The organism is Jannaschia maritima (genome assembly GCF_030973515.1).
In the GTDB taxonomy this organism is placed as follows: domain Bacteria; phylum Pseudomonadota; class Alphaproteobacteria; order Rhodobacterales; family Rhodobacteraceae; genus Jannaschia; species Jannaschia maritima.
Map to the genome: position 1 here is coordinate 82,492 of NZ_JARGZA010000010.1, position 18,653 is coordinate 101,144.

The window sequence follows — 18,653 nt, forward strand, 5'->3', positions numbered from 1 at the left end:
CGCATGCCGAATGGGGTCAAGGCCCGAGGGGACGAGTGCCGCATATTGCGGCAGCCGCCCGGGGCCCCGGTGTCAGACGATCCCCAGGACGCGCGCCTGTCCGCCGGTGCCCCCACCGTGCTTGGGTGCGCCCACCACGATCGTCGCGCCGGCGGCTGGCATCGCATCCAGGTTCGCGACGCATTCGATCCCATAGCGTCCGGCCGGCAGCCAGGAATAATGCACCGCGAAATCCGCACTGTCGCCGGGGTCAAGCGACAGGGTGTCCACCGCGATGCAGGCCACGTCCGCATCGATCAGCAGATCGGTCGCCGCCTTGGCGAATCCTGGGAACGCCAGCGTGCCGTCGCCCGGGCCCCGAAAGGACGGATCGCCCACCTTGGCGGCCCAACCGGACCGCATGGCCACGCAGGCCCCCTCCGGAATGTCCCCGTTCGCGGAAACCCACGCCTCCACGTCCTCGGGCGTGACGGTCGCGTTCGGATCCTCGGCCGCGCGGTCGGATATGTCGATGACGCAGAGTGGGCACATCAACGCCTCCGCCGCGATCTCGTCCACGCTGGCGGACCCTTCGGAGAAATGCAGCGGTGCGTCGAGATGGGTTCCGGCATGCTCGTCGGCGGTCAGGCGGAACGATTGATAGTTCGACTCCGCGAAGTTGACCGTTTCCTCCATGGCGAGGCCGGGACCACCCCAGAAGGTCGGGAAGTCGGGGGTGAAGGTATGGGTCAGATCGACGACGCGGCCTTGCGCCTGAGCCAGCGCGGGGCGGGCGGACATCGCCCCCGCCGCCACCGCGGCGGCCCCCGCGGCCGCGCCGCCGAACAGGTCGCGGCGGTTCATCATGTGGCGCTTGGCGCCTTCCATCACGCAGGCGTGGCACATGGTAGGACTCCCCTATGGTTCCTCCACCACAGCAAGGAGCGCCCGCGCGAGCTTGTCAAACCCCATGCGCCCACGACGGTGAAATCCGGTGTTACCCCCGGGCCGTCAGACGTCGCACGTTCGCCCGCGTCGTCCGCCCGATCGGCCGGAGGCCCGCCCCATAGGCCGCGAGCGGACCGCGTCCCATCATCATGGCCCGCCCCACCGCGAAGCCGGCCTGGACGAAGGCCTTCTGCTTCTCGGCCACCATGCGGGCGTTCTCCCCGTCTCTGACTGGTACCAGACCCGTCAGACCCATCATCCGAAGGCTGATTACGGTCTGGGCCTCTGCCATCATTCGAGCGGCATCGAACTGCAATCGGATCAGTTGCTTCATCATGGCATTGGTTTCCCGAACAGGATCGCCCCCCCTGGGATCAATCCAGATCGCCCATCACGGTTCCGCGGAACCCCACCACGCGCCGCGCACCGCCCAGGGGAACCAGATCCACGTCGCGCGTCTGCCCCGGCTCGAACCGGATGGCCGTGCCCGCGGCGATGTCCAGCCGTAGACCGCGCGCAGAGTCGCGGTCGAAGGACAGGCCCGGATTGGCTTCGGCGAAGTGGTAATGGCTTCCAACCTGCACGGGACGGTCGCCCGTGTTGGACACGGACATCGTGGTCACGGGCCGCCCCTCGTTCAGAACGACCATGCCCTCGGGCGTGATGACCTCGCCGGGGATCATGCGGCGTCCTTGACGCGCGCCCAGATGCGCTTGCCGAACAGCCCCAGCAAGGCACCGAAGGCCAGCATGAAGGCGTTGCTGGGCGCCCCCAGAACGGCCACGACGATGGCCGCCGCCATCAGGATCACCAGGAGGGCGGCGAGGTCGAACTCGTGCTCCTCCAACGGAAGGCCGCCGAGCCATATCGATTCGGCCCAGCCCTTAAGCCAGCGCTCGGCGCGGGGCACCAGCAGTCCCGTCAGCACGCCAATCAGGAAGTTCACGATGATCATGCGGCATCCTCCCGCGCCGCGCGGATCGGGTGGTGAACGGTCACGAGCTTGGTTCCGTCCGGAAAGGTCGCCTCCACCTGTACGTCATGTATCATCGAGGGGATGCCGTCCATGCACTGCTCCGCGGTGACGACCTGGGCGCCGGCCCGCATCAGGTCCGCGACGCTGCGGCCGTCCCGCGCACCCTCCACCACGAAGTCGGTGATCAGGGCGATCGCCTCCGGGTGGTTCAGCTTCACGCCGCGTTCCAACCGGTTGCGGGCCACCATCGCCGCGAGGCTGACCAGCAGCTTGTCACGCTCGCGTGGAGTCAGGTTCATGCGTTCGCCTCCCGCTCGGCCTGCCAGACGCGCGGCATCGGGGTACCGCGCAGCGCGACGATGGCGCGGATGACGGCGCGGCGCAACTGCACGACATCGTGGTGGGCAAAGCGCGCCACCAGCCGACCATCCCAGGCGGAGGCGCCCGCGAAGGTCGGCAGGACGCCGCGCACGTCATCCAATCGGTCGGCCGCGTCCGGGCGGATCAGCACCAGGGTCGACAGGGCGGTGCGTCCCGCCAGGGCCGCAGGATCGGCGAGGACGGCATCCGTCAGGCACAACCGTTCCTCGTGCACGGGACCGGACGTCACGCGGATCTGCCGCAGGTCGTCCAGGTCCAGGCTCCGCACCACCTCGCCCATCGCCGCCCGCCCCAGGACGATCGTGTCGACGCTCAGGAAGGTCGCGCCCTGGCCCAGCGCGACCGCGGTGCGCCGACCGAACGCCGCACCGTCGTAGGCGATCGTCTCTTGGGGGAGCCAGTCGAGATGGGCGCCCGCACCGACGGTCAGGTTCACCGAAACGTCCGCCCGTCCGCCCACGCTGCGGTAGACGCGTTCCGCCGTCTGCGTGGTGCCGACCAGAGAAGTGCCGGACTCGATCGTCAGCGCATAGTCCAACACGTCGCCGCCCGTCACGCCGCCGGCGGTGTTCAGAAACACCACCTCCGGCACGGGACCGTCGGTGCGGGGCAGCATCGCCTTCGCGCTGCCCGCCTGCGCCAGGTCGATCAGCCCGCGTGGCCCGATATGGACCGACGCGCTTCCCCTGACCCGCTGCATCACGACACCCATGGCATCGGGCTAGCCCGCGCGAACCGGATGGGGCAAGGCTGTGCTATGGACCGCCTGACCATACGCCGCCCCGACGATTGGCACCTTCACCTGCGCGACGGCGCGATGCTGTCGCTGGTCGCACCCCTATCCGCGGACATGGGCCGGGCGTTGGTCATGCCGAACCTGGTGCCCCCCGTCGTGACCGGCGCGCAGGCGGCGGCCTATCGCGACCGGATCGTCGCGGCGGGGTTCGCGCGACCCCTGATGACGGTCTATCTGACCGAAGGCACGGACCCCGCCGACCTGATCGCGGCCCATGCGGCCGGGATCGTGACCGCGGTCAAGCTGTACCCCGCGGGTGCGACCACCAACTCCGGCAGCGGCGTCCAGCGCTTCGACGCCATCCGCCCCGTTCTCGAGGCGATGGAGGAACACGGCATCCCGCTCTGCGTGCATGGCGAGGTGACCGATCCGGACATCGACGTCTTCGATCGGGAGGCCGCGTTCATCGACCGCCGCCTGATGCCGATGCGCGATGCGCATCCGGACCTGAAGATCACGATGGAGCATATCACGACGGTCGACGCCGCCGCCTTCGTGCGCGAAACGGGGATCGGCGCGACCATCACCGTGCAGCATCTGATGGCGAACCGGAACGACATGCTCGCCGGCGGAATGCGACCGCATTTCTATTGCCTGCCGATCCTGAAGCGGCGGCGCCACCAGGAAGCGTTGCGTACCCTCGCGACCTCCGGCGCGACGAACGTGTTCCTTGGCACGGACAGCGCACCGCATCCGACCCACGTCAAGGAAGCCGCATGCTGCGCCGCGGGGTGCCTGACGGCGCCCATCGCCCTGGCCGCATACGCGCAGGTGTTCGACGAAGAGGGGGCGTTGGATTGTTTCGAAGGGTTCGCCTCGTTGAACGGGCCCGCCCATTACGGCCTGCCGCCGAACGAGGACAGGGTGACGCTGCACCGTGGGGACCCCATCGCGGCCCTTCCCGCCCTGGAACGGGGCGAGACCGTCGTGACCCCCTTCGATCCGGGCCGCCCGATCCGCTGGCACGTCGAGGGTAACGGCGGATGTTGAAGTCGCGCAGGCGAGTGGCATCAATTACTTGTACATCGTATTTCGTGTATGGCGGTCCTTCCACAGGATATCCCCAGCATTTCCAGATTGAGGGTTCCGGCCGGCCGGGGTAACCACGGATCGCGGGGACAGGTGGGGGACGGCCATGAACGAGATCGCGACGCCGCAGGCGGGGCTACCTGCCGTTCCCGAGCCGCAACTGCCCCATTCGATCGAGGCGGAACAGCAGCTGCTGGGCGCGCTGCTAACGGACAACGACCTCTACGACCGGGCCGCCAGCATCGTGCGGTCGGAGCATTTCTACGATCCGGTCCACCAGCGGATCTTCGACCTCTGCGCGGCGCGCATCCAAAAGAACGCGCTCGCTTCCCCCGTCACGCTGAAACCGTTCCTGGAGGACGACGAGGGCCTGCGCGCCCTGGGCGGTCCGGTCTATCTGATCAACCTCGCCGCGTCGGCCATCGCCGCCTATGCGGTGAAGGACTATGCGCAGATGATCCACGATCTGGCGGTGCGTCGGACCTTGATCGGCCTGGGCCGTGACATCAGCACCAAAGCCAGCGACGTGACGGTCGCGTCCGAACCGGATGAACAGATCGTCGAAGCCGAAGCCGCGCTCTATGCCCTCGCGGAACAGGGGCGGACGGAGTCGGGGTTCCAATCGTTCCTGTCGGCCGTCACGCAGGCGGTGAACGTCGCCAACGCCGCGTATCAGCGCGACGGTGGCTTGGCCGGCATCTCCACCGGGCTGATCGACCTGGACAAGAAGCTCGGCGGCCTGCACCGGTCCGATCTGCTGATCCTGGCCGGCCGGCCCTCGATGGGGAAGACGTCGCTGGCCACGAACATCGCGTTCCAAGTCGCGAAGGCGTACCGCAAGGGCACCACGCACGAGGGGCGCGAGGGTGCGGTGAACGGCGGGATCGTCGGGTTCTATTCGTTGGAGATGTCGGCGGAGCAGCTCGCTGCGCGGATCCTGTCGGAAGCGTCGGAGGTTCCGTCGGAGCAGATCCGCCGCGGCGACATGACGGAGGCCGAGTTCCGCCGCTTCGTCGAAGCCGCGAAGTCATTGGAGGCCTGCCCCCTCTATATCGACGACACGCCCGCCCTTCCGATCAGCCAGCTTGCCGCGCGCGCCCGCCGTTTGAAGCGCACAAAGGGGCTGGACGTGTTGATCGTGGATTACCTGCAACTGGTCCGCCCCGCGACGGCGAAGGACAGCCGCGTCAACGAGGTCTCCGAGATCACGCAGGGACTGAAGGCCATCGCGAAGGAGTTGGACATTCCAGTCATCGCCCTGTCCCAGCTGTCCCGCCAAGTCGAATCGCGGGAGGACAAGCGCCCCCAGCTGTCCGACTTGCGGGAATCCGGCTCGATCGAGCAGGACGCCGACGTGGTCATGTTCGTGTACCGCGAGGAATACTACAAGGAGCGGGAGAAGCCGGGCGATCACCAGTTGGAGAAGATGGCCGAGTGGCAGGCCGCGATGGAGGCGGTGAACGGCAAGGCCGAGGTCATCATCGGCAAGCAGCGCCATGGCCCCATCGGCAGCGTCGAGTTGTCCTTCGAGGGGCGGTTCACGCGTTTCGGCAACCTGATCCAGCCTTGGCAGCAGGGGGGCGGCGAGCGGGGTTGACCGCCAACTCCCGAGGCCGCACGACGCCGCGATGCCGACCGGACAGCTTCACATCGACCTGGAGGCCGTGGCCGCCAACTGGCAGGCGCTCGATGCCATGTCCGCCCCGTCCTGCGAGACCGGGGGCGTCGTCAAGGCGAACGGCTATGGCCTGGGGGCGACCGCCGTCGGCCGGCGATTGGCGCAGGTGGGTGCGCGCGCCTTCTTCGTGGCCACCGCCGAGGAAGGGGCGGCGCTGCGCAAGGCCCTAGGGCCGGAGCCGCGCATCTACGTCTTCTATGGGCACATGGCAGGGGACACCGCGACGATCCGCGATGCGGACCTGATCCCTCTGGTGCCGTCGGTGGACCATCTGATGCGTCAGTTGGAGGCCTTGCCCCGCCGGCCCTTCGGCGTGCAACTCGACACGGGGATGTCGCGGCTGGGCCTGCAATTGTCCGAATGGGCCGCGATCTACGACGTCGTGGCGGATGCAGGGCCGGCGCTGATCACCTCCCATCTCGCCAGTGCCGACGAGCCGGGCTCGGATCAATCGTCGCGCCAGCTGGATCGGTTCCTCCATATGACGGACGGCGTCCCGTTTCCGCGAAGCTTGGCGGCGACGGGGGGCACGCTCCTGGGGCCGGCATATCATTTCGACATGGTGCGGCCGGGGATCGGCCTGTTCGGTGGATTACCGTTCGCGGATGCCACCCCCGTCGTCGCGTTGGACCTGCCCGTCATCGCCTGCTTCGACCTGCCCGCGGGCGAGAGCGTCGGCTACGGCGCGACGTGGACCGCACGGTCGGACACCCGCATCGCGACCGTGGCGGGCGGCTATGCGGACGGACTGTTCCGATCGCTGCAACCGGGGCTGGAGGTCATGGCCGGGCCCGTGCCGTGTCCGGTCGTCGGACGTGTATCGATGGACCTGCTGACGGTCGATATTGGTCATCTGGACGCGGACCCCGATCACGTCCGCGTCCTGGATGCATATCGCCGCGTGGACGATCTGGCCACCATGGCCGGGACCATCGGTTACGAAGTCCTGACCTCGCTGGGCGCACGTTATCGTCGGACCTGGCGTGGCATGCAGGGCTGAGCGGTCAGAAGTCGTGGGAGAGGGCCAGACCGGCGCGATAGCTGCGGGCTGCTTGGCCGAAGCCGCCGACGTCTATCGTTCCGGACAGCGCGGCCCGATCCCCGAAGGGGATGTCGAACCCCGCCTCCAACCGGCCGGACAGCCCGTCGATGCCGCCGCTGGGCAGGATCGTCGGCTTCTCGTCCACATAGGTGAAATGCGAGCCCAAATAGCCCGTACCCCGTCCGATCCGACCAGTGACCCTGAGGCCGACCTCCGCTGTCCAGAACGGTACCGACTGCCGTGGCACACCGGCCAGCAGACCCGAGCGTCCTTCCATGCCGAACCGTCCCACGGTGAGCGACGCCATCGGCGTAGCGACTAAACCGTTCGGCCGAACAAGGTCATAGGCTGCATTTAGTGAGACTGCCCAAAGGTCAACGTCCGCGGACGCACGCTGCGGTGCGTTCGGCAGCAGATCGGCATCGCCCCTGCCATAGAAGAGGCCGGTGTCGATTCTCAGCGAGCCGCGACGCAAGGTTACACCGGGCTGGACGAAGGTAAGCCCACCGTCCAAGCTGGACCGAGATTGGCCGTCGGGCGAAACGTCCAGGTCGGCATATCCAAGTATCAGATCGAGCTCGAGGTCGGGGGTCGCATCGAAGGACAATTCGGTTCGGACGATACCAACCCGCGTTTCGAACGGATCGTCATCGAACAGCAAACCGTCGACGTCGAATCGGAACCGAAGGGGCGCTTCGCCGCGTCCTCGGGTCGAGGCCTGCACGCCGCCGCCATTTGGCACCGCTGGAGGCGCCACGGGACGGAACGCGAGCGCCGCGCCGACCCTTGCGACCATTTCCGTGTTCAACTGCAATTCGATTCGAGCGAGGATCTGCGCGAGTGACGGTCCTACCTGCGGTGGCACGACGATAGGTGGTGGCGCGATCACCGGAGGCACCACGTTCCCGGACGCCGAAACGCCCCCGACCATACCGACAACAGCCCCGACATGGTTACCCGCAACCGATCCACCGCCGCCGATGGGGCTGCCCGACGCAGCCCCGGAAACTGCCCCCATCACGACGGCAGGATCGGGGTCGCTCGCGACCGGTTCGATGTTCCCCGACCAGGCGGGTGCGGAAAGGACGACGATGGCTGCGGCCAGGCGATAGGGCATGCCCCGTCATCTCGCGAACCATGCCGATCCGCAACGGTATGGCCGCGATTGGCATCACGGAATCCGCTTTTGTGGCGAAAGAAGTTGGGACACCTTAAAGGATTGTTCTAACTTCATTCCTACAACCGCCAATAGACTGCCACCATTGGTTGCCGCACGATGAAAATGACGGAAACGAATCGACACCTGGCCTGGGCCATCTCGGTACTGCAGCTCGTCGCGACGGGCGCCCTCGTCGTTGGGGCCGCCGTTCTGACTACCCTGACCGTCGGGGCTTTCCTGGGAATCGTTCCCTGGCTGGGATTGCAAGCGACGGTGGGCGACACCGTGCGCCCGGACGCCGGGCTTTGGCTACAGGTCTTCCTCACGATCCTGTTGCTGGCGCTCGTAGGATATCTGCCGGCCAATCGACGCGTGCGGAACCTGGAACTGACGCAGCGCAGCTTCCGCATTGGGATGGACGACGTGGCACGCGCCTATCATCACGTCCACACTGCAGATCGTGCGGGCGTCTTCGGCCTCAGCCGTGAATTCGATGCGATGCGCGAGCGGCTGGAATGGATGCGGGCCCATCCCGAACTGGCCACCCTCGAATCGGACGTCCTGGAGGTCGCGGCGCAGATGTCGGTCGAAGCCCGCGATCTGGCGGAGCATTACAGCGACGAGAAGGTCGCCCGCGCCCGGCGGTTCCTGAAGCAGCGTCAATCCGAGGTCGAGGATTACCGCCAGCGAATCGAGATGGCGCAATCCAACGTCGCGGAGATTCACCGATGGTCCCAGGCCGTGAAGGCGGAGGAGGGTCAGGCGGAACGCCAGCTCGCCCGCCTGCGTGCCGATTTGGCCGAAATCACGCGTACCCTGCCGGTGAACGAGCCCGACAAGCCACGCAAGCCCGTCCTGGCGACCGGACGCGTCGCCGATGCGGGGTTGTCCGGGATGCCGGCGGAATAGCCGTACGCCGACACTGGCCTTCCCCGTCGATGGGGAATAAAACAGGAACATGGCCAAGCCGGTAACCCAGTTCGCGTGCACGTCCTGTGGCGCGGTCCACAAGAAGTGGTCCGGCCGTTGCGACGGTTGCGGCGCATGGAATACGATTCAGGAGGAAGTCCCGCTCTCGGCGGGTCCGTCGAAGCAGTCGCTGGGGGCCGCGAAGGGGCGCAAGGTCGCCCTGGTCGCCCTGGACGGACAGGAACCGCCGCCGCCCCGCACTCTTTCCGGTCTGGACGAATTGGACCGCGTGCTCGGTGGGGGGCTGGTTCCGGCCTCCGCCACCCTCGTCGGTGGCGACCCCGGCATCGGCAAGTCGACCCTGCTGCTTCAGGCCGCCGCCAGCTTCGCACGCGCGGGCAGGTCGGTCGTGTACGTTTCCGGCGAGGAGGCCACGGCTCAGGTGCGCATGCGGGCCCAACGGTTGAAGCTGTCCGATACCGCGGTCCGCCTGGCGGCGGAAACGAACCTGCGCGACGTGCTGACGACGCTGGAGGCGGAGAAGCCCGATCTGTGCATCGTCGACTCGATCCAGACGATGTGGGTCGACACCGTGGAGTCGGCCCCCGGCTCCGTGGCACAGGTCCGGGCCTGCGCCCACGAGCTGACGCGCTTCGCAAAGAAGGTCGGCACGTCCGTCATCCTGGTGGGCCACGTCACGAAGGAAGGGCAGATCGCGGGTCCCCGCGTCGTCGAGCATATGGTCGACACGGTCCTCTATTTCGAAGGGGAACGCGGTCATCAGTTCCGCATCCTGCGCGCGGTCAAGAACCGCTTCGGTCCCGCCGACGAGATCGGCGTCTTCGAGATGACCGGCGCGGGCCTCGCGGAGGTCGCGAACCCGTCCGCTCTGTTCCTCGGGGACCGCGACTCCCCTGCCCCCGGATCTGTGGTGTTCGCCGGTCTGGAGGGGACCCGCCCCCTGCTGGTGGAGATCCAGGCCTTGGTCGCGCCATCGTCCCTGTCGCAACCGCGCCGCGCCGTGGTCGGCTGGGACGGCGCGCGCCTGTCGATGATCCTCGCCGTGCTGGAAGCGCGGACCGGCGTCGGGTTCGCTGGTCTGGACGTCTATCTCAATGTCGCCGGCGGCATCCGGGTAGGCGAACCCGCGGCCGATCTGGCGGTCGCCTGCGCGCTGATGTCGGCTCGGGAGGACGCGGTCCTGCCCGCACGCATGGTCGTATTTGGCGAGCTGTCGCTTTCGGGCGCGCTGCGCCCCGTCGCGCAAGCCGATTCGCGCTTGAAGGAGGCGGCCAAACTTGGTTTCACCGCCGCCATGGCGCCCAAGGGGTGCAAGCTCGGCGGCACCGCTGGGTTGGAACTGAAGCTGTTGCCCGACGTGGCCACCTTGGTGGGGGACGTCTTCGGCGCCGGCTGATGGGGAAGGCGCGCGCCCGAAGGGACGGTTCATGGAAGGTTTCACCATCGTCGATGGCGTGGTCGTCGCGATCGTCGTCGTTTCGGCGATCCTGGCCTATTCGCGTGGCATCGTGCGCGAACTCATGGCGATCCTCGGGTGGGTCGCGGCCGCCGCTCTGGGCTTCGCGTTCGCCGGGGCCGCCGAACCCCTGGTGCGCGAGCTTCCGTATGTCGGCGGGTATCTCGACAATTGCGAGCTCGCGACCATCGCCGCGTTCGCGCTCGTGTTCACGATCGGGTTGATCGTGATCTCGTTCTTTACGCCCCTTCTGTCGTCGGCGGTGCGCAACTCGGCTGCCGGGCCGATCGATCAGGGGCTGGGATTCCTGTTCGGTGTCCTGCGGGGCCTGCTGTTGGTGGCGGTCGCGTTCGTCGTCTACGATCGTGTCGTCGTCGGGGACGGCATCCCCGAAATCTCGGACAGTCGGTCGGCCCTGGTCTATCAGCGCGTGCAGGACGACGTCGAAGCGCAGATCCCGGAAGATGCGCCCGGTTGGATCCTCCAGCGCTACGAAGGACTGGTCGGTCGCTGCATCGAGTGATCGCATCGTGACCGCAGGGGCGTGACTCCCGGGGTGCAGGTCCCTATGTGAGCGGCACGGAGCCATTCGGGGGCGGCGGCGATGACGGTTGCGATGGACACGGCCGGCGAGCGTTGGCGCGCGACCCCCTTCGACCAGGACGAGGGCGACACCCTTCACGAGGAATGCGGCGTCTTCGGCACGGTCGGCATGGGGGAGGCCGCGCCCCTGGTCGCCTTGGGTCTGCACGCCCTCCAGCACAGGGGTCAGGAGGCCGGGGGCATCGTGGTCCATGACCCGGAGCGGGGCTTCAATAGCGCGCGCCGCTTCGGGTACGTGCGGGACACGTTCACGTCGGAGGACGTGATGGCTACCCTGCCGGGCCCCGTGGGCATCGGTCACGTCCGATACTCGACCACCGGATCGAAGGGGGCGACGGCCATCCGCGACGTGCAGCCGTTCTTCGGCGAGTTCGCGATGGGCGGCGCGGCCGTGGCGCACAACGGCAACATCACGAACGCGGAATCGCTGCGGCGCGATCTGATCGCACGCGGTTCGATCTTCCAATCGTCCAGCGATTCCGAATGCATCATCCACCTTATGGCGCGGTCCATGGCGACCACCATCCCGGAGCGGATGAAGGACGCGCTGCGCCGGGTGGAGGGCGCGTTCAGCATCGTCGCAATGACGCGCACGAAGCTGATCGGGGTCCGCGATCCCCTGGGCGTGCGCCCTCTGGTCCTGGGGCGCAGCGGCGATGGCCATGCCCTCGCCTCGGAGACGTGCGCCCTGGACATCATCGGCGCGGAGTTCCTGCGCGAGGTCGAACCGGGCGAGATGGTCGTGGCGAACCTGGACGGCACCGTGACGACTCACCGTCCCTTCGAAGCGCAGCGTCCCCGGTTCTGCATCTTCGAGCATGTCTACTTCAGCCGCCCGGATTCGACGCTCGGTGGGCGCTCCGTCTACGAGACGCGGGAGGCGATCGGGGTCGAGCTGGCGCGGGAGGCACCGGTGGACGCGGATCTCGTCTGCCCCGTCCCGGACAGCGGTACGCCGGCGGCCATCGGCTATGCACGCGCCAGCGGCATCCCCTATGGCATGGGGATCGTGCGCAACCAGTACGTCGGTCGCACCTTCATCGAACCGACGGAGCAGATCCGCAACATGGGCGTCCGGCTGAAGCTGAACGTGAACCGCGCGCTGATCCGCGGCAAGCGCGTGATCCTGGTGGACGACAGCGTCGTGCGGGGTACCACCAGCCGCAAGATCAAGGAGATGATCCTGGATGCCGGCGCGGCGGAGGTCCATTTCCGCATCGCGTCGCCGCCCACCGCCTGGCCCTGCTTCTATGGCGTCGACACCCCCCAGCGCGAGAAGCTGCTCGCCGCGACCATGTCGGAGGAAGAGATGCGCGCGCATCTCGGCGTCGATTCCCTCCGGTTCATCACACTCGACGGCCTCTATCGAGCCGTGGGCGAGGCGGGGGGCCGAAACGCCGCCGCGCCGCAATACTGCGACGCCTGCTTCAGCGGCGAGTACCCTGTCGAACCGGCGGACATGGTCAGCCGCGGATTCCGCCTGAAGGCTGCGGAATAGCGGCAACACCAAGCCCGCGATGGGAACGGGCGGTCACAATCCCGCCCCATTGCCGTCCTAGCCGTCGCGGCAACGGCCCCCGCCAGAGGGGTCATTCGAGCAGGCGACAGACATGATTCACGATATGGCGGGGCGTGGCCCCCGTGATGGCGCACGTTCGCGTGGCGGTCGTGCCGTCCGGCGCGCGATGGCGGTCTGCGCGATGGCGCTGTCGTCCTGCGTGCCCGTGGCGCAGGGCGTCGCCGTCCCAGACGCGGCAGCCTTGCCCCCGGTCAAGCGGTTCACCGGCGCGCCGGCAGCGACGCCGCGGCATTCCCGGGCGGAGCTGGCGCGCGACTTCCTCGATCTCACGTTCGCGCTGGAGAACGGTCAGGACCTCCCAATCCTTACCCGGTTCGAAGGACCCGTCACCATCGCCGTCGAGCGGGTCGGCTCCACGCCCCTGCCGCCGACGCTGATGCCCGATCTGACGGAACTGATCGCACGCCTCCGGGCGGAGGCCGGGATCGACATCGGCCAGGCTCGTCCTGGCGAGGCGGCATCGATTACGGTGTCCGTCCTCCCGCTGCGGGAGTTGCAGCGCGTCGTGCCGGGCGCCGCCTGCTTCGTCGTCCCCCGGGTCGCCGGCTGGGCGGCGTTCCGACGGGCAGGACGGGATCGGCTGGACTGGACGACCCTGACCGAACGCAGGCGCGCCACGGTCGTCCTGCCGTCCGATGTCCCGCCGCAGGAGATCCGCGATTGCCTGCACGAGGAGGTGGCCCAGGCCCTGGGCCCCTTGGGGGATCTGTTCCGCGTGCCGCATTCGATCTTCAACGACGACAACATGCACGTCGTCCTGACCGACCGCGACATGGCGCTGCTGCGAGCGGCCTATGACCCTCGGCTGCGATCCGGCATGACGCGAGCGCAGGTCACGGCGTCGATGCCGACCCTGCTGGACCGGCCCGCCATGCCACGACCCGATGCCGGAGGGTGGGCGCAGGCCGTCCGACAGGCGATGGACCCGGCCCGATCGGATCGTGCCCGGACGGCGGCCGCGAAGGACGCGGTCCGTCGCGCCGCGTCCACCCCCGACGAACGGCTCGCGCTGTCGTATCTGGTCCTGGGACGGGCCGCCCTGACGCGGGAGCCGGGCACGGCCCTCGATGCGTTCATGGAGGCCGCCGCGCGGTACCGCCGTCTCGCCGGACGGGGGATCCACGACGCCCAGATCGCGACGCAGCTTGCCGCCTTCGCGCTGTCGAGCGGTGACCCCGATGCTGCCTTGCGCACGACGGACGGGGCGATCCCCGCGGCGGACGGGGCGCAGAACGCGGGCGTGCTTGCCACGTTGCTCCTGCTTCGGGCCGAGGCGCTGGACCTGAAGGGACAGTCCCCAATGGCGGCACGGGTCCGACGCGAGGGGCTGGCCTGGGGCCGCTATGCCTGGGGGGACGGCGGGGTCGGGGCCCGTGCGGCGGAGGTTGCGGCGTTGGCGCCCGGCGCGTAAGGGGCGGCCATGCTACCGATCCTGACCGCCATCGTGGGTGCCGTGCTGGGCGGCCTGGTCGCCCGGCGTCGCAAGGGCAACGGCTTCGACATCGCGCAATGGGCCGCCGTCTGGGGAATCATCGGCGGCCTGCTTGGCGTCGTGGCGATCATCGTCCTGACCCGCTTCTGACCGCGATGCTGCTGGGGTTCTTCCAGGCCCTGCGCGACCACGGCGTGCCGGTCTCCGTGCGCGAACACCTGACCCTGTTGGACGCGCTGTTCCGGGACGTGGTCTTCGCCGACCTCGACGACTTCTATCACCTCGCCCGTGCCACGATGGTGAAGGACGAGCGCCTGATCGACCGGTTCGACCGGGCGTTCGCCGCCGCGTTCGCGGGTCTGGCCACGGCGAACGCCGCGGACGTGCTGCGCGCGATGGACCTGCCGGACGACTGGCTGCGGCGGGAAGCCGAGACGCACCTGACGCCGCAGGAGATGGCCGCCGTGGAGGCCGCGGGCGGCTTCGACGCGTTGATGGAACGTCTGCGCGACCGCCTGGCGGAACAGGACGGTCGCCACCAGGGCGGGACGAAATGGATCGGAACGGCCGGGACCTCGCCGTTCGGGGCCTATGGCTACAACCCCGAAGGGGTGCGGATCGGTCAGGACGACAGCCGGCACCGGCGTGCTGTGAAGGTCTGGGACCGGCGGGAGTTCCGGGACTTCGACGACGCGCGGTCGCTGGATCTGCGGAACCTGAAGGTCGTGCTGCGCCGTCTGCGGGCCTGGGCGCGCGAGGGTGCGGCGGAGGAGCTGGATCTGGACGGGACGATCCGTTCCACGGCCGCGCATGGCCATCTGGACGTGCGGACGAGGCCGGAGCGGCGCAATGCGGTGAAGGTGCTGTTGTTCCTGGATGTCGGCGGTTCGATGGACGACCATGTCCGCGCGGTGGAGGATCTGTTCAGCGCGGCGCGGTCCGAGTTCCGGACGTTGGAGCATTTCTACTTCCACAACTGCATCTACGACGGGGTGTGGCGCGACAACCGGCGGCGCTGGGATGCGGTCACGATGACGCGGGACCTGCTGAACACCTATGGGTCCGACTATCGCTGCATCGTCGTCGGCGACGCGTCGATGTCCCCCTACGAGATCGAGCATCCGGGTGGGGCGAACGAGTTCTGGAACGCGGAGACGGGGCGCGCCTGGCTGACGCGGCTGCGGGACCAGTGGCCCCGGAACCTGTGGATCAATCCGGTGCCGCGTCGTGCGTGGGGATACACCCAGTCGATCGGGATCCTGCGGGGTATCTTCGACGACCGGATGGTCGAGATGACACCCGAAGGGCTGACGCAGGGCATGCGGCTTCTGACGCGCTGAGGCGAGCCTGCGCTGGGGGGTGGAGTTCGACAGGCTGTTTGCCGCGCTGCAGCGAATGGTCTTCGGTTCGAAAGACGGCGGAGACCCTCCCGTGCCATCAGTCTGTGCGTGAGCACGGGCCGATGCAAGCGCGGCAATTCCCAGTGGAACAACGGGTTCGAGCGTGGGTCCGGGGATCGGCCGCGGGCTGAAATGCGTCGGTCCCGTGGCGGGGCGCGTGTCTGCGATGCGTCTGCTTCCCGTCTGCCCCGTGTCGGACAGATCCGCGATTCGGGCATGGGGGCCGTCCGAACGATCCGGAGGACGTCCGCCCGGGCCTAGGCCGCCTGCTCCACCGTCACGCCGCCCTCGACGTTCGGATAGACCAGGCCCGCCGAGATCACGAGCTTGGCCGCGTCCTCGACGCTCATGTCGAGGACCACGACGTCGGCCGTGGGCACGAACAGGAGGAAGCCGGAGGTCGGGTTCGGCGTGGTCGGCAGGAACACCGACATCATCGGCACGCCGCCCCTGGTCGCGATCTCGCCCTTCGCGGTGGTGGAGATGAAAGCGATGGCCCAGATCCCCTTGCGGGGGTATTCGACCAGGCAGGCCTTTTCGAACGAGGAATTGTCCTGGGTGAAGATCGTCTCGGCGATCTGCTTGAGCCCCCCATAGACCGAGCGGACGACGGGCATCGTGGCCACCAGCCATTCGGCCCAGCGCAGGATGCGCCGGCCGATGAACCCCTTGGCCAGCCAACCGACGAGGACGGTGAAGACCAGGAAGAAGATCACCCCGATGCCCCGGATGTCCAATCCGATGTCGAGGTTCTGCTGCAGCCAGAGTTCCGGGTTGTACCGACGCGGAATGAACGGAAGGACGAACCCGTCGATCCAGCCGATCACCGACCAGAGCAGCCAGAAGGTCAGGCCGATGGGGGCGATCACGATCAAGCCGGTCAGGAAGTTGTTCCTGAGCCGACCGATGAAGCCCGTCCGCGGCGGGCGTGGGGGGCGTGGGGCGCGCGTGCTGCCAGCCTTCATGTCGTCCGTCCCGAACCGTCGATCCCGACATACGCCCCGCCCCGCCGGGTCACAAGCGAGCCGGACCGCATCCTAGTAGCCATCGCCCGAGACGTAGATCGCGGCGGCGCGGGTGGCGCTTTCCAGGGCATCGCGCGAACCCGCCCCCCGCGCTTCGGCCGCGATGTGGGCCGCCATGAAGGTGTCGCCCGCGCCGGTCACGCGCGTGACCATGACCTCCGGCGGGCGGTGGGTCAGCACGCCCCCGTCGTCCGCGCACGCGGTCTGCCGCGGCCCGTCAGTCACGAGGACCCGGCGAAGCCCGTGGGCGCGCAACGCCGCCGCGGCGGAGGCCGCATCGTCGACGGGCCGATGGAGCAGGAGGCCCGCTTCCTCCAGGTTGACGTAGAGGGTCGCGGTCGGATGGCCGAGGAACGGCTTCAGCCGCTCGACCTTGCCGGGACTGGCGGGCGCGATGCGCAGATCGGCCCGCGCGAAGCGGGCGTCCGCGGCGATGCGCGCCAGCAGGTCCACGGTCAGGTTCCCGTCGATGGCGATGGGACCGTCGAAGGACAGGGCGTCCAGGGGTGCGAGGATCTTCGGCCCCGCCTGTTCCAGCGAATGGGCGTCCGCGATCGCGGCGATCAGGCCGTTCCGCCCTTCCACCGCCATGTAGACGTCGGTCGGCAGGTCGTCGGACCGATAGACGTGTTGCGTCACGAGGCCGAGCCGGTCCAGGGCCCCGATCAGCGCGTCCCCTTCCGCGTCGCGCCCGACGACCGACAGGAGCGCCGGCGTCATTCCGTACGCCCGGGCCGCCATCGCGATGTTCAACGCGACCCCGCCTGGCAATCGGGTGATCCGCCCGGGCACGTCGGATCCGGCGATCATGTGCAGGTCGCTGCGTCCGATCACGTCCCACAGGACGGACCCTACGCAGAGCAGGTTCGGCGTGACCCCGGTCATGACCCCGCACTGCCCCGCCGCGCCGATCGAGTCCAGCCCGTCACGGGGCGGGAACGGTCTTCCAACGCTCTTCCATCGCGGCGATGGCGCCGATCCGCGCCTCCGCCTTCGGGTGGCTCATCATCCAGGCGGGCATGCCGTTGCCGCCCGCGCCCGTCATCTTGTCGAGCTTGCGGAACAGGTCCTTCTGCGGCCCCGTCCCGATCCCCGACCGCGTCAGAAGCGCCGCGGCATAGGCGTCGGCCTCGAACTCGTCCTGGCGGGACAGGCGCGCGGCGACCAGGGTGGCCAGCATGTTCGCGAGCCAGATGCCGACGCCCGGGATGATCCGTCCGAGGACCCCGGCCAGAACGATCCTGATCGCGTTCTGCCCCGAGAAGTCGATCAGGCGCCGCCTGGAATGGCCCAGGGCGACGTGGCCCAGCTCGTGCGCGACGACGCTGGACAGCTCCTCCGCGGTGACCTCGCCCGTCTGGAACTTGCGATAGAAGCCCCGCGTCAGGAAGATGCGCCCATCCGGCGCGGCCAGGCCGTTGACCGGGTCGACCTCGAATATGTTGACCTTGATGCGCTCGATCTCCAACGCGCGCGCCATGCGGTCGAGGAAGGGTTGCAGGACCGGGTCGCGCAGCGGGGTGGACTGCTCGTCCAGCTGACCCTTCAGACGCCATGCGGAGAAGGCCCAGACGACGAGCCCGTAGCCGATCATCAACAGCAATGCGGGAAACTTCAGCATGCCCCCAATATGGGGATCGGCGCCGCGCAGGGGAACCCCATCACCCTGCCCCGCGTCCACCTGTCACCGGCCCGAAAGGTGATCCCATGCCCGACATACCCGATCCGCTGACGCCCTTCGTCGATGCGGTCCTGCTGATCCCCCTGCTGATCGTGATGGTCCGGCTCGCGGGTTTGCGATCCTTCGCGAAGATGAGCGCGCACGACTTCGTGGTGACCGTCGCCACGGGGTCGGTCGTCGCGGCGACGGTGCTGAATGCGGGCACGCCGTGGTGGATGGGCGCCCTGGCGGTCTTCGCGCTGCTGGGCGTCCAGGTCCTGGTCGGCGCGCTGCGCGTCCGCGTCCCGGGCTTCCAGAGGGCGATGGACAACGAGCCGCTGATCCTGATGCGGAACGGCACGATGCACGACGATGCCCTGACGAAGGCCCGGATGACGCGCGACGACCTGCGCCAGAAGCTGCGGCAGGCGGGTGCGGGCGATCCGGCGAAGGTGGCCCTGGTGATATTGGAGACGACGGGCGACGTCAGCGTGATGACCGACGAACCGCGCGGCACGCTGGTGCAGGAGGTCCGCAGCACGGCGACGGCCTGAGGGGCGGGCGGGGCATTCGGATCACC

At 68.4% G+C, this 18,653-nt stretch carries 21 protein-coding genes; 11 read left to right on the forward strand and 10 right to left on the reverse strand.

The window, feature by feature from the left end:
* Window positions 1-72 precede the first annotated feature (72 nt).
* The 6 genes from P0084_RS11365 to P0084_RS11390 all read right to left on the reverse strand — a co-directional run bounded on the left by P0084_RS11365 (window position 73) and on the right by P0084_RS11390 (window position 2,984).
* Window positions 73-885: a cyclase family protein gene (locus tag P0084_RS11365; RefSeq protein WP_308916968.1), complete on the reverse strand. Its 813-nt coding sequence runs from the start codon at window positions 883-885 to the stop codon at window positions 73-75.
* Window positions 886-976: 91 nt separating this feature from the next.
* Window positions 977-1,261 carry an antifreeze protein gene (locus P0084_RS11370; protein ID WP_308916969.1) on the reverse strand — a complete coding sequence of 95 codons (285 nt, stop codon included), beginning with the start codon at window positions 1,259-1,261 and terminating at the stop codon, window positions 977-979.
* A gap of 40 nt (window positions 1,262-1,301) precedes the next feature.
* A complete protein-coding gene (locus P0084_RS11375) occupies window positions 1,302-1,610 on the reverse strand; it encodes an urease subunit beta (protein WP_308916970.1) in 309 nt (102 codons plus the stop codon).
* Complete coding sequence (locus P0084_RS11380; RefSeq protein WP_308916971.1) at window positions 1,607-1,882, reverse strand: hypothetical protein; 276 nt, start codon at window positions 1,880-1,882, stop codon at window positions 1,607-1,609. Before P0084_RS11380 ends, P0084_RS11375 begins: the two co-directional genes overlap by 4 nt.
* Entirely contained in the window at window positions 1,879-2,202 is a 324-nt protein-coding gene (locus P0084_RS11385; protein ID WP_308916972.1) for an urease subunit gamma, read from the reverse strand. Before P0084_RS11385 ends, P0084_RS11380 begins: the two co-directional genes overlap by 4 nt.
* A complete protein-coding gene (locus tag P0084_RS11390; protein WP_308916973.1) occupies window positions 2,199-2,984 on the reverse strand; it encodes an urease accessory protein UreD in 786 nt (261 codons plus the stop codon). The genes P0084_RS11385 and P0084_RS11390 overlap by 4 nt, the downstream gene beginning before the upstream one ends.
* 57 nt (window positions 2,985-3,041) lie before the next feature.
* Between P0084_RS11390 and pyrC the strand changes: the two genes are divergently transcribed.
* The 3 genes from pyrC to alr all read left to right on the forward strand — a co-directional run bounded on the left by pyrC (window position 3,042) and on the right by alr (window position 6,787).
* Window positions 3,042-4,070 carry a dihydroorotase gene (pyrC, locus tag P0084_RS11395; RefSeq protein WP_308916974.1) on the forward strand — a complete coding sequence of 343 codons (1,029 nt, stop codon included), beginning with the start codon at window positions 3,042-3,044 and terminating at the stop codon, window positions 4,068-4,070.
* 145 nt (window positions 4,071-4,215) lie between these two features.
* Window positions 4,216-5,706, forward strand: coding sequence for a replicative DNA helicase (locus P0084_RS11400; RefSeq protein ID WP_308916975.1), 1,491 nt, complete (start codon window positions 4,216-4,218; stop codon window positions 5,704-5,706).
* Window positions 5,707-5,737: 31 nt separating this feature from the next.
* The gene (gene alr / locus P0084_RS11405) at window positions 5,738-6,787 is read left to right on the forward strand and encodes an alanine racemase (RefSeq protein ID WP_308916976.1); all 1,050 of its coding nucleotides are present in this window, start codon (window positions 5,738-5,740) and stop codon (window positions 6,785-6,787) included.
* Between the two features lie 4 nt (window positions 6,788-6,791).
* Here alr and P0084_RS11410 read toward each other — a convergent pair whose 3' ends face one another.
* Window positions 6,792-7,946, reverse strand: coding sequence for an autotransporter domain-containing protein (locus tag P0084_RS11410; RefSeq protein WP_308916977.1), 1,155 nt, complete (start codon window positions 7,944-7,946; stop codon window positions 6,792-6,794).
* Window positions 7,947-8,105: 159 nt separating this feature from the next.
* On the opposite strand from P0084_RS11410, the gene P0084_RS11415 reads away from it, so the two are divergent.
* The 7 genes from P0084_RS11415 (at window position 8,106) to P0084_RS11445 (ending at window position 15,328) form a co-directional block, all read left to right on the forward strand.
* Entirely contained in the window at window positions 8,106-8,897 is a 792-nt protein-coding gene (locus P0084_RS11415; protein ID WP_308916978.1) for a DNA repair protein, read from the forward strand.
* Between the two features lie 49 nt (window positions 8,898-8,946).
* Window positions 8,947-10,314, forward strand: coding sequence for a DNA repair protein RadA (gene radA / locus P0084_RS11420; protein ID WP_308916979.1), 1,368 nt, complete (start codon window positions 8,947-8,949; stop codon window positions 10,312-10,314).
* A gap of 31 nt (window positions 10,315-10,345) precedes the next feature.
* Window positions 10,346-10,897: a CvpA family protein gene (locus P0084_RS11425; protein WP_308916980.1), complete on the forward strand. Its 552-nt coding sequence runs from the start codon at window positions 10,346-10,348 to the stop codon at window positions 10,895-10,897.
* Window positions 10,898-10,978: 81 nt separating this feature from the next.
* A complete protein-coding gene (purF, locus tag P0084_RS11430) occupies window positions 10,979-12,475 on the forward strand; it encodes an amidophosphoribosyltransferase (protein WP_308916981.1) in 1,497 nt (498 codons plus the stop codon).
* Between the two features lie 112 nt (window positions 12,476-12,587).
* The gene (locus P0084_RS11435; protein WP_308916982.1) at window positions 12,588-13,967 is read left to right on the forward strand and encodes a DUF2927 domain-containing protein; all 1,380 of its coding nucleotides are present in this window, start codon (window positions 12,588-12,590) and stop codon (window positions 13,965-13,967) included.
* Window positions 13,968-13,976: 9 nt separating this feature from the next.
* On the forward strand, window positions 13,977-14,138 hold the full coding sequence (locus tag P0084_RS11440; protein WP_308916983.1) for an apolipoprotein acyltransferase: 162 nt from the start codon (window positions 13,977-13,979) through the stop codon (window positions 14,136-14,138).
* Between the two features lie 5 nt (window positions 14,139-14,143).
* On the forward strand, window positions 14,144-15,328 hold the full coding sequence (locus P0084_RS11445) for a vWA domain-containing protein (RefSeq protein ID WP_308916984.1): 1,185 nt from the start codon (window positions 14,144-14,146) through the stop codon (window positions 15,326-15,328).
* 317 nt (window positions 15,329-15,645) lie between these two features.
* On the opposite strand, the gene P0084_RS11450 is transcribed toward P0084_RS11445, so the two are convergent.
* The 3 genes from P0084_RS11450 to P0084_RS11460 form a co-directional block, all read right to left on the reverse strand.
* Window positions 15,646-16,353: a DUF502 domain-containing protein gene (locus tag P0084_RS11450; RefSeq protein WP_308916985.1), complete on the reverse strand. Its 708-nt coding sequence runs from the start codon at window positions 16,351-16,353 to the stop codon at window positions 15,646-15,648.
* A gap of 72 nt (window positions 16,354-16,425) precedes the next feature.
* Window positions 16,426-17,298 carry a PfkB family carbohydrate kinase gene (locus tag P0084_RS11455; protein ID WP_308916986.1) on the reverse strand — a complete coding sequence of 291 codons (873 nt, stop codon included), beginning with the start codon at window positions 17,296-17,298 and terminating at the stop codon, window positions 16,426-16,428.
* A gap of 40 nt (window positions 17,299-17,338) precedes the next feature.
* Complete coding sequence (locus tag P0084_RS11460; RefSeq protein WP_308916987.1) at window positions 17,339-18,034, reverse strand: M48 family metallopeptidase; 696 nt, start codon at window positions 18,032-18,034, stop codon at window positions 17,339-17,341.
* A gap of 86 nt (window positions 18,035-18,120) precedes the next feature.
* On the opposite strand from P0084_RS11460, the gene P0084_RS11465 reads away from it, so the two are divergent.
* Window positions 18,121-18,627 carry a DUF421 domain-containing protein gene (locus tag P0084_RS11465; RefSeq protein WP_308916988.1) on the forward strand — a complete coding sequence of 169 codons (507 nt, stop codon included), beginning with the start codon at window positions 18,121-18,123 and terminating at the stop codon, window positions 18,625-18,627.
* The last annotated feature ends 26 nt before the right edge of the window (window positions 18,628-18,653 follow it).

Excerpts from the sequence above, each read along its gene's own strand:
- pyrC (WP_308916974.1), top strand. The coding sequence starts at position 3,042 with ATGGACCGCCTGACCATACGCCGCCCCGACGATTGGCACCTTCACCTG.
- P0084_RS11400 (WP_308916975.1), top strand. The coding sequence starts at position 4,216 with ATGAACGAGATCGCGACGCCGCAGGCGGGGCTACCTGCCGTTCCCGAG.
- P0084_RS11415 (WP_308916978.1), top strand. The coding sequence starts at position 8,106 with ATGAAAATGACGGAAACGAATCGACACCTGGCCTGGGCCATCTCGGTA.
- P0084_RS11410 (WP_308916977.1), bottom strand. The coding sequence starts at position 7,946 with ATGCCCTATCGCCTGGCCGCAGCCATCGTCGTCCTTTCCGCACCCGCC.
- P0084_RS11445 (WP_308916984.1), top strand. The coding sequence starts at position 14,144 with ATGCTGCTGGGGTTCTTCCAGGCCCTGCGCGACCACGGCGTGCCGGTC.
- P0084_RS11465 (WP_308916988.1), top strand. The coding sequence starts at position 18,121 with ATGCCCGACATACCCGATCCGCTGACGCCCTTCGTCGATGCGGTCCTG.
- P0084_RS11375 (WP_308916970.1), bottom strand. The coding sequence starts at position 1,610 with ATGATCCCCGGCGAGGTCATCACGCCCGAGGGCATGGTCGTTCTGAAC.
- P0084_RS11460 (WP_308916987.1), bottom strand. The coding sequence starts at position 18,034 with ATGCTGAAGTTTCCCGCATTGCTGTTGATGATCGGCTACGGGCTCGTC.
- P0084_RS11440 (WP_308916983.1), top strand. The coding sequence starts at position 13,977 with ATGCTACCGATCCTGACCGCCATCGTGGGTGCCGTGCTGGGCGGCCTG.
- radA (WP_308916979.1), top strand. The coding sequence starts at position 8,947 with ATGGCCAAGCCGGTAACCCAGTTCGCGTGCACGTCCTGTGGCGCGGTC.
- P0084_RS11385 (WP_308916972.1), bottom strand. The coding sequence starts at position 2,202 with ATGAACCTGACTCCACGCGAGCGTGACAAGCTGCTGGTCAGCCTCGCG.
- P0084_RS11380 (WP_308916971.1), bottom strand. The coding sequence starts at position 1,882 with ATGATCATCGTGAACTTCCTGATTGGCGTGCTGACGGGACTGCTGGTG.
- alr (WP_308916976.1), top strand. The coding sequence starts at position 5,738 with ATGCCGACCGGACAGCTTCACATCGACCTGGAGGCCGTGGCCGCCAAC.
- P0084_RS11425 (WP_308916980.1), top strand. The coding sequence starts at position 10,346 with ATGGAAGGTTTCACCATCGTCGATGGCGTGGTCGTCGCGATCGTCGTC.
- P0084_RS11455 (WP_308916986.1), bottom strand. The coding sequence starts at position 17,298 with ATGACCGGGGTCACGCCGAACCTGCTCTGCGTAGGGTCCGTCCTGTGG.
- P0084_RS11365 (WP_308916968.1), bottom strand. The coding sequence starts at position 885 with ATGTGCCACGCCTGCGTGATGGAAGGCGCCAAGCGCCACATGATGAAC.
- P0084_RS11370 (WP_308916969.1), bottom strand. The coding sequence starts at position 1,261 with ATGAAGCAACTGATCCGATTGCAGTTCGATGCCGCTCGAATGATGGCA.
- purF (WP_308916981.1), top strand. The coding sequence starts at position 10,979 with ATGACGGTTGCGATGGACACGGCCGGCGAGCGTTGGCGCGCGACCCCC.
- P0084_RS11390 (WP_308916973.1), bottom strand. The coding sequence starts at position 2,984 with ATGCAGCGGGTCAGGGGAAGCGCGTCGGTCCATATCGGGCCACGCGGG.
- P0084_RS11450 (WP_308916985.1), bottom strand. The coding sequence starts at position 16,353 with ATGAAGGCTGGCAGCACGCGCGCCCCACGCCCCCCACGCCCGCCGCGG.
- P0084_RS11435 (WP_308916982.1), top strand. The coding sequence starts at position 12,588 with ATGATTCACGATATGGCGGGGCGTGGCCCCCGTGATGGCGCACGTTCG.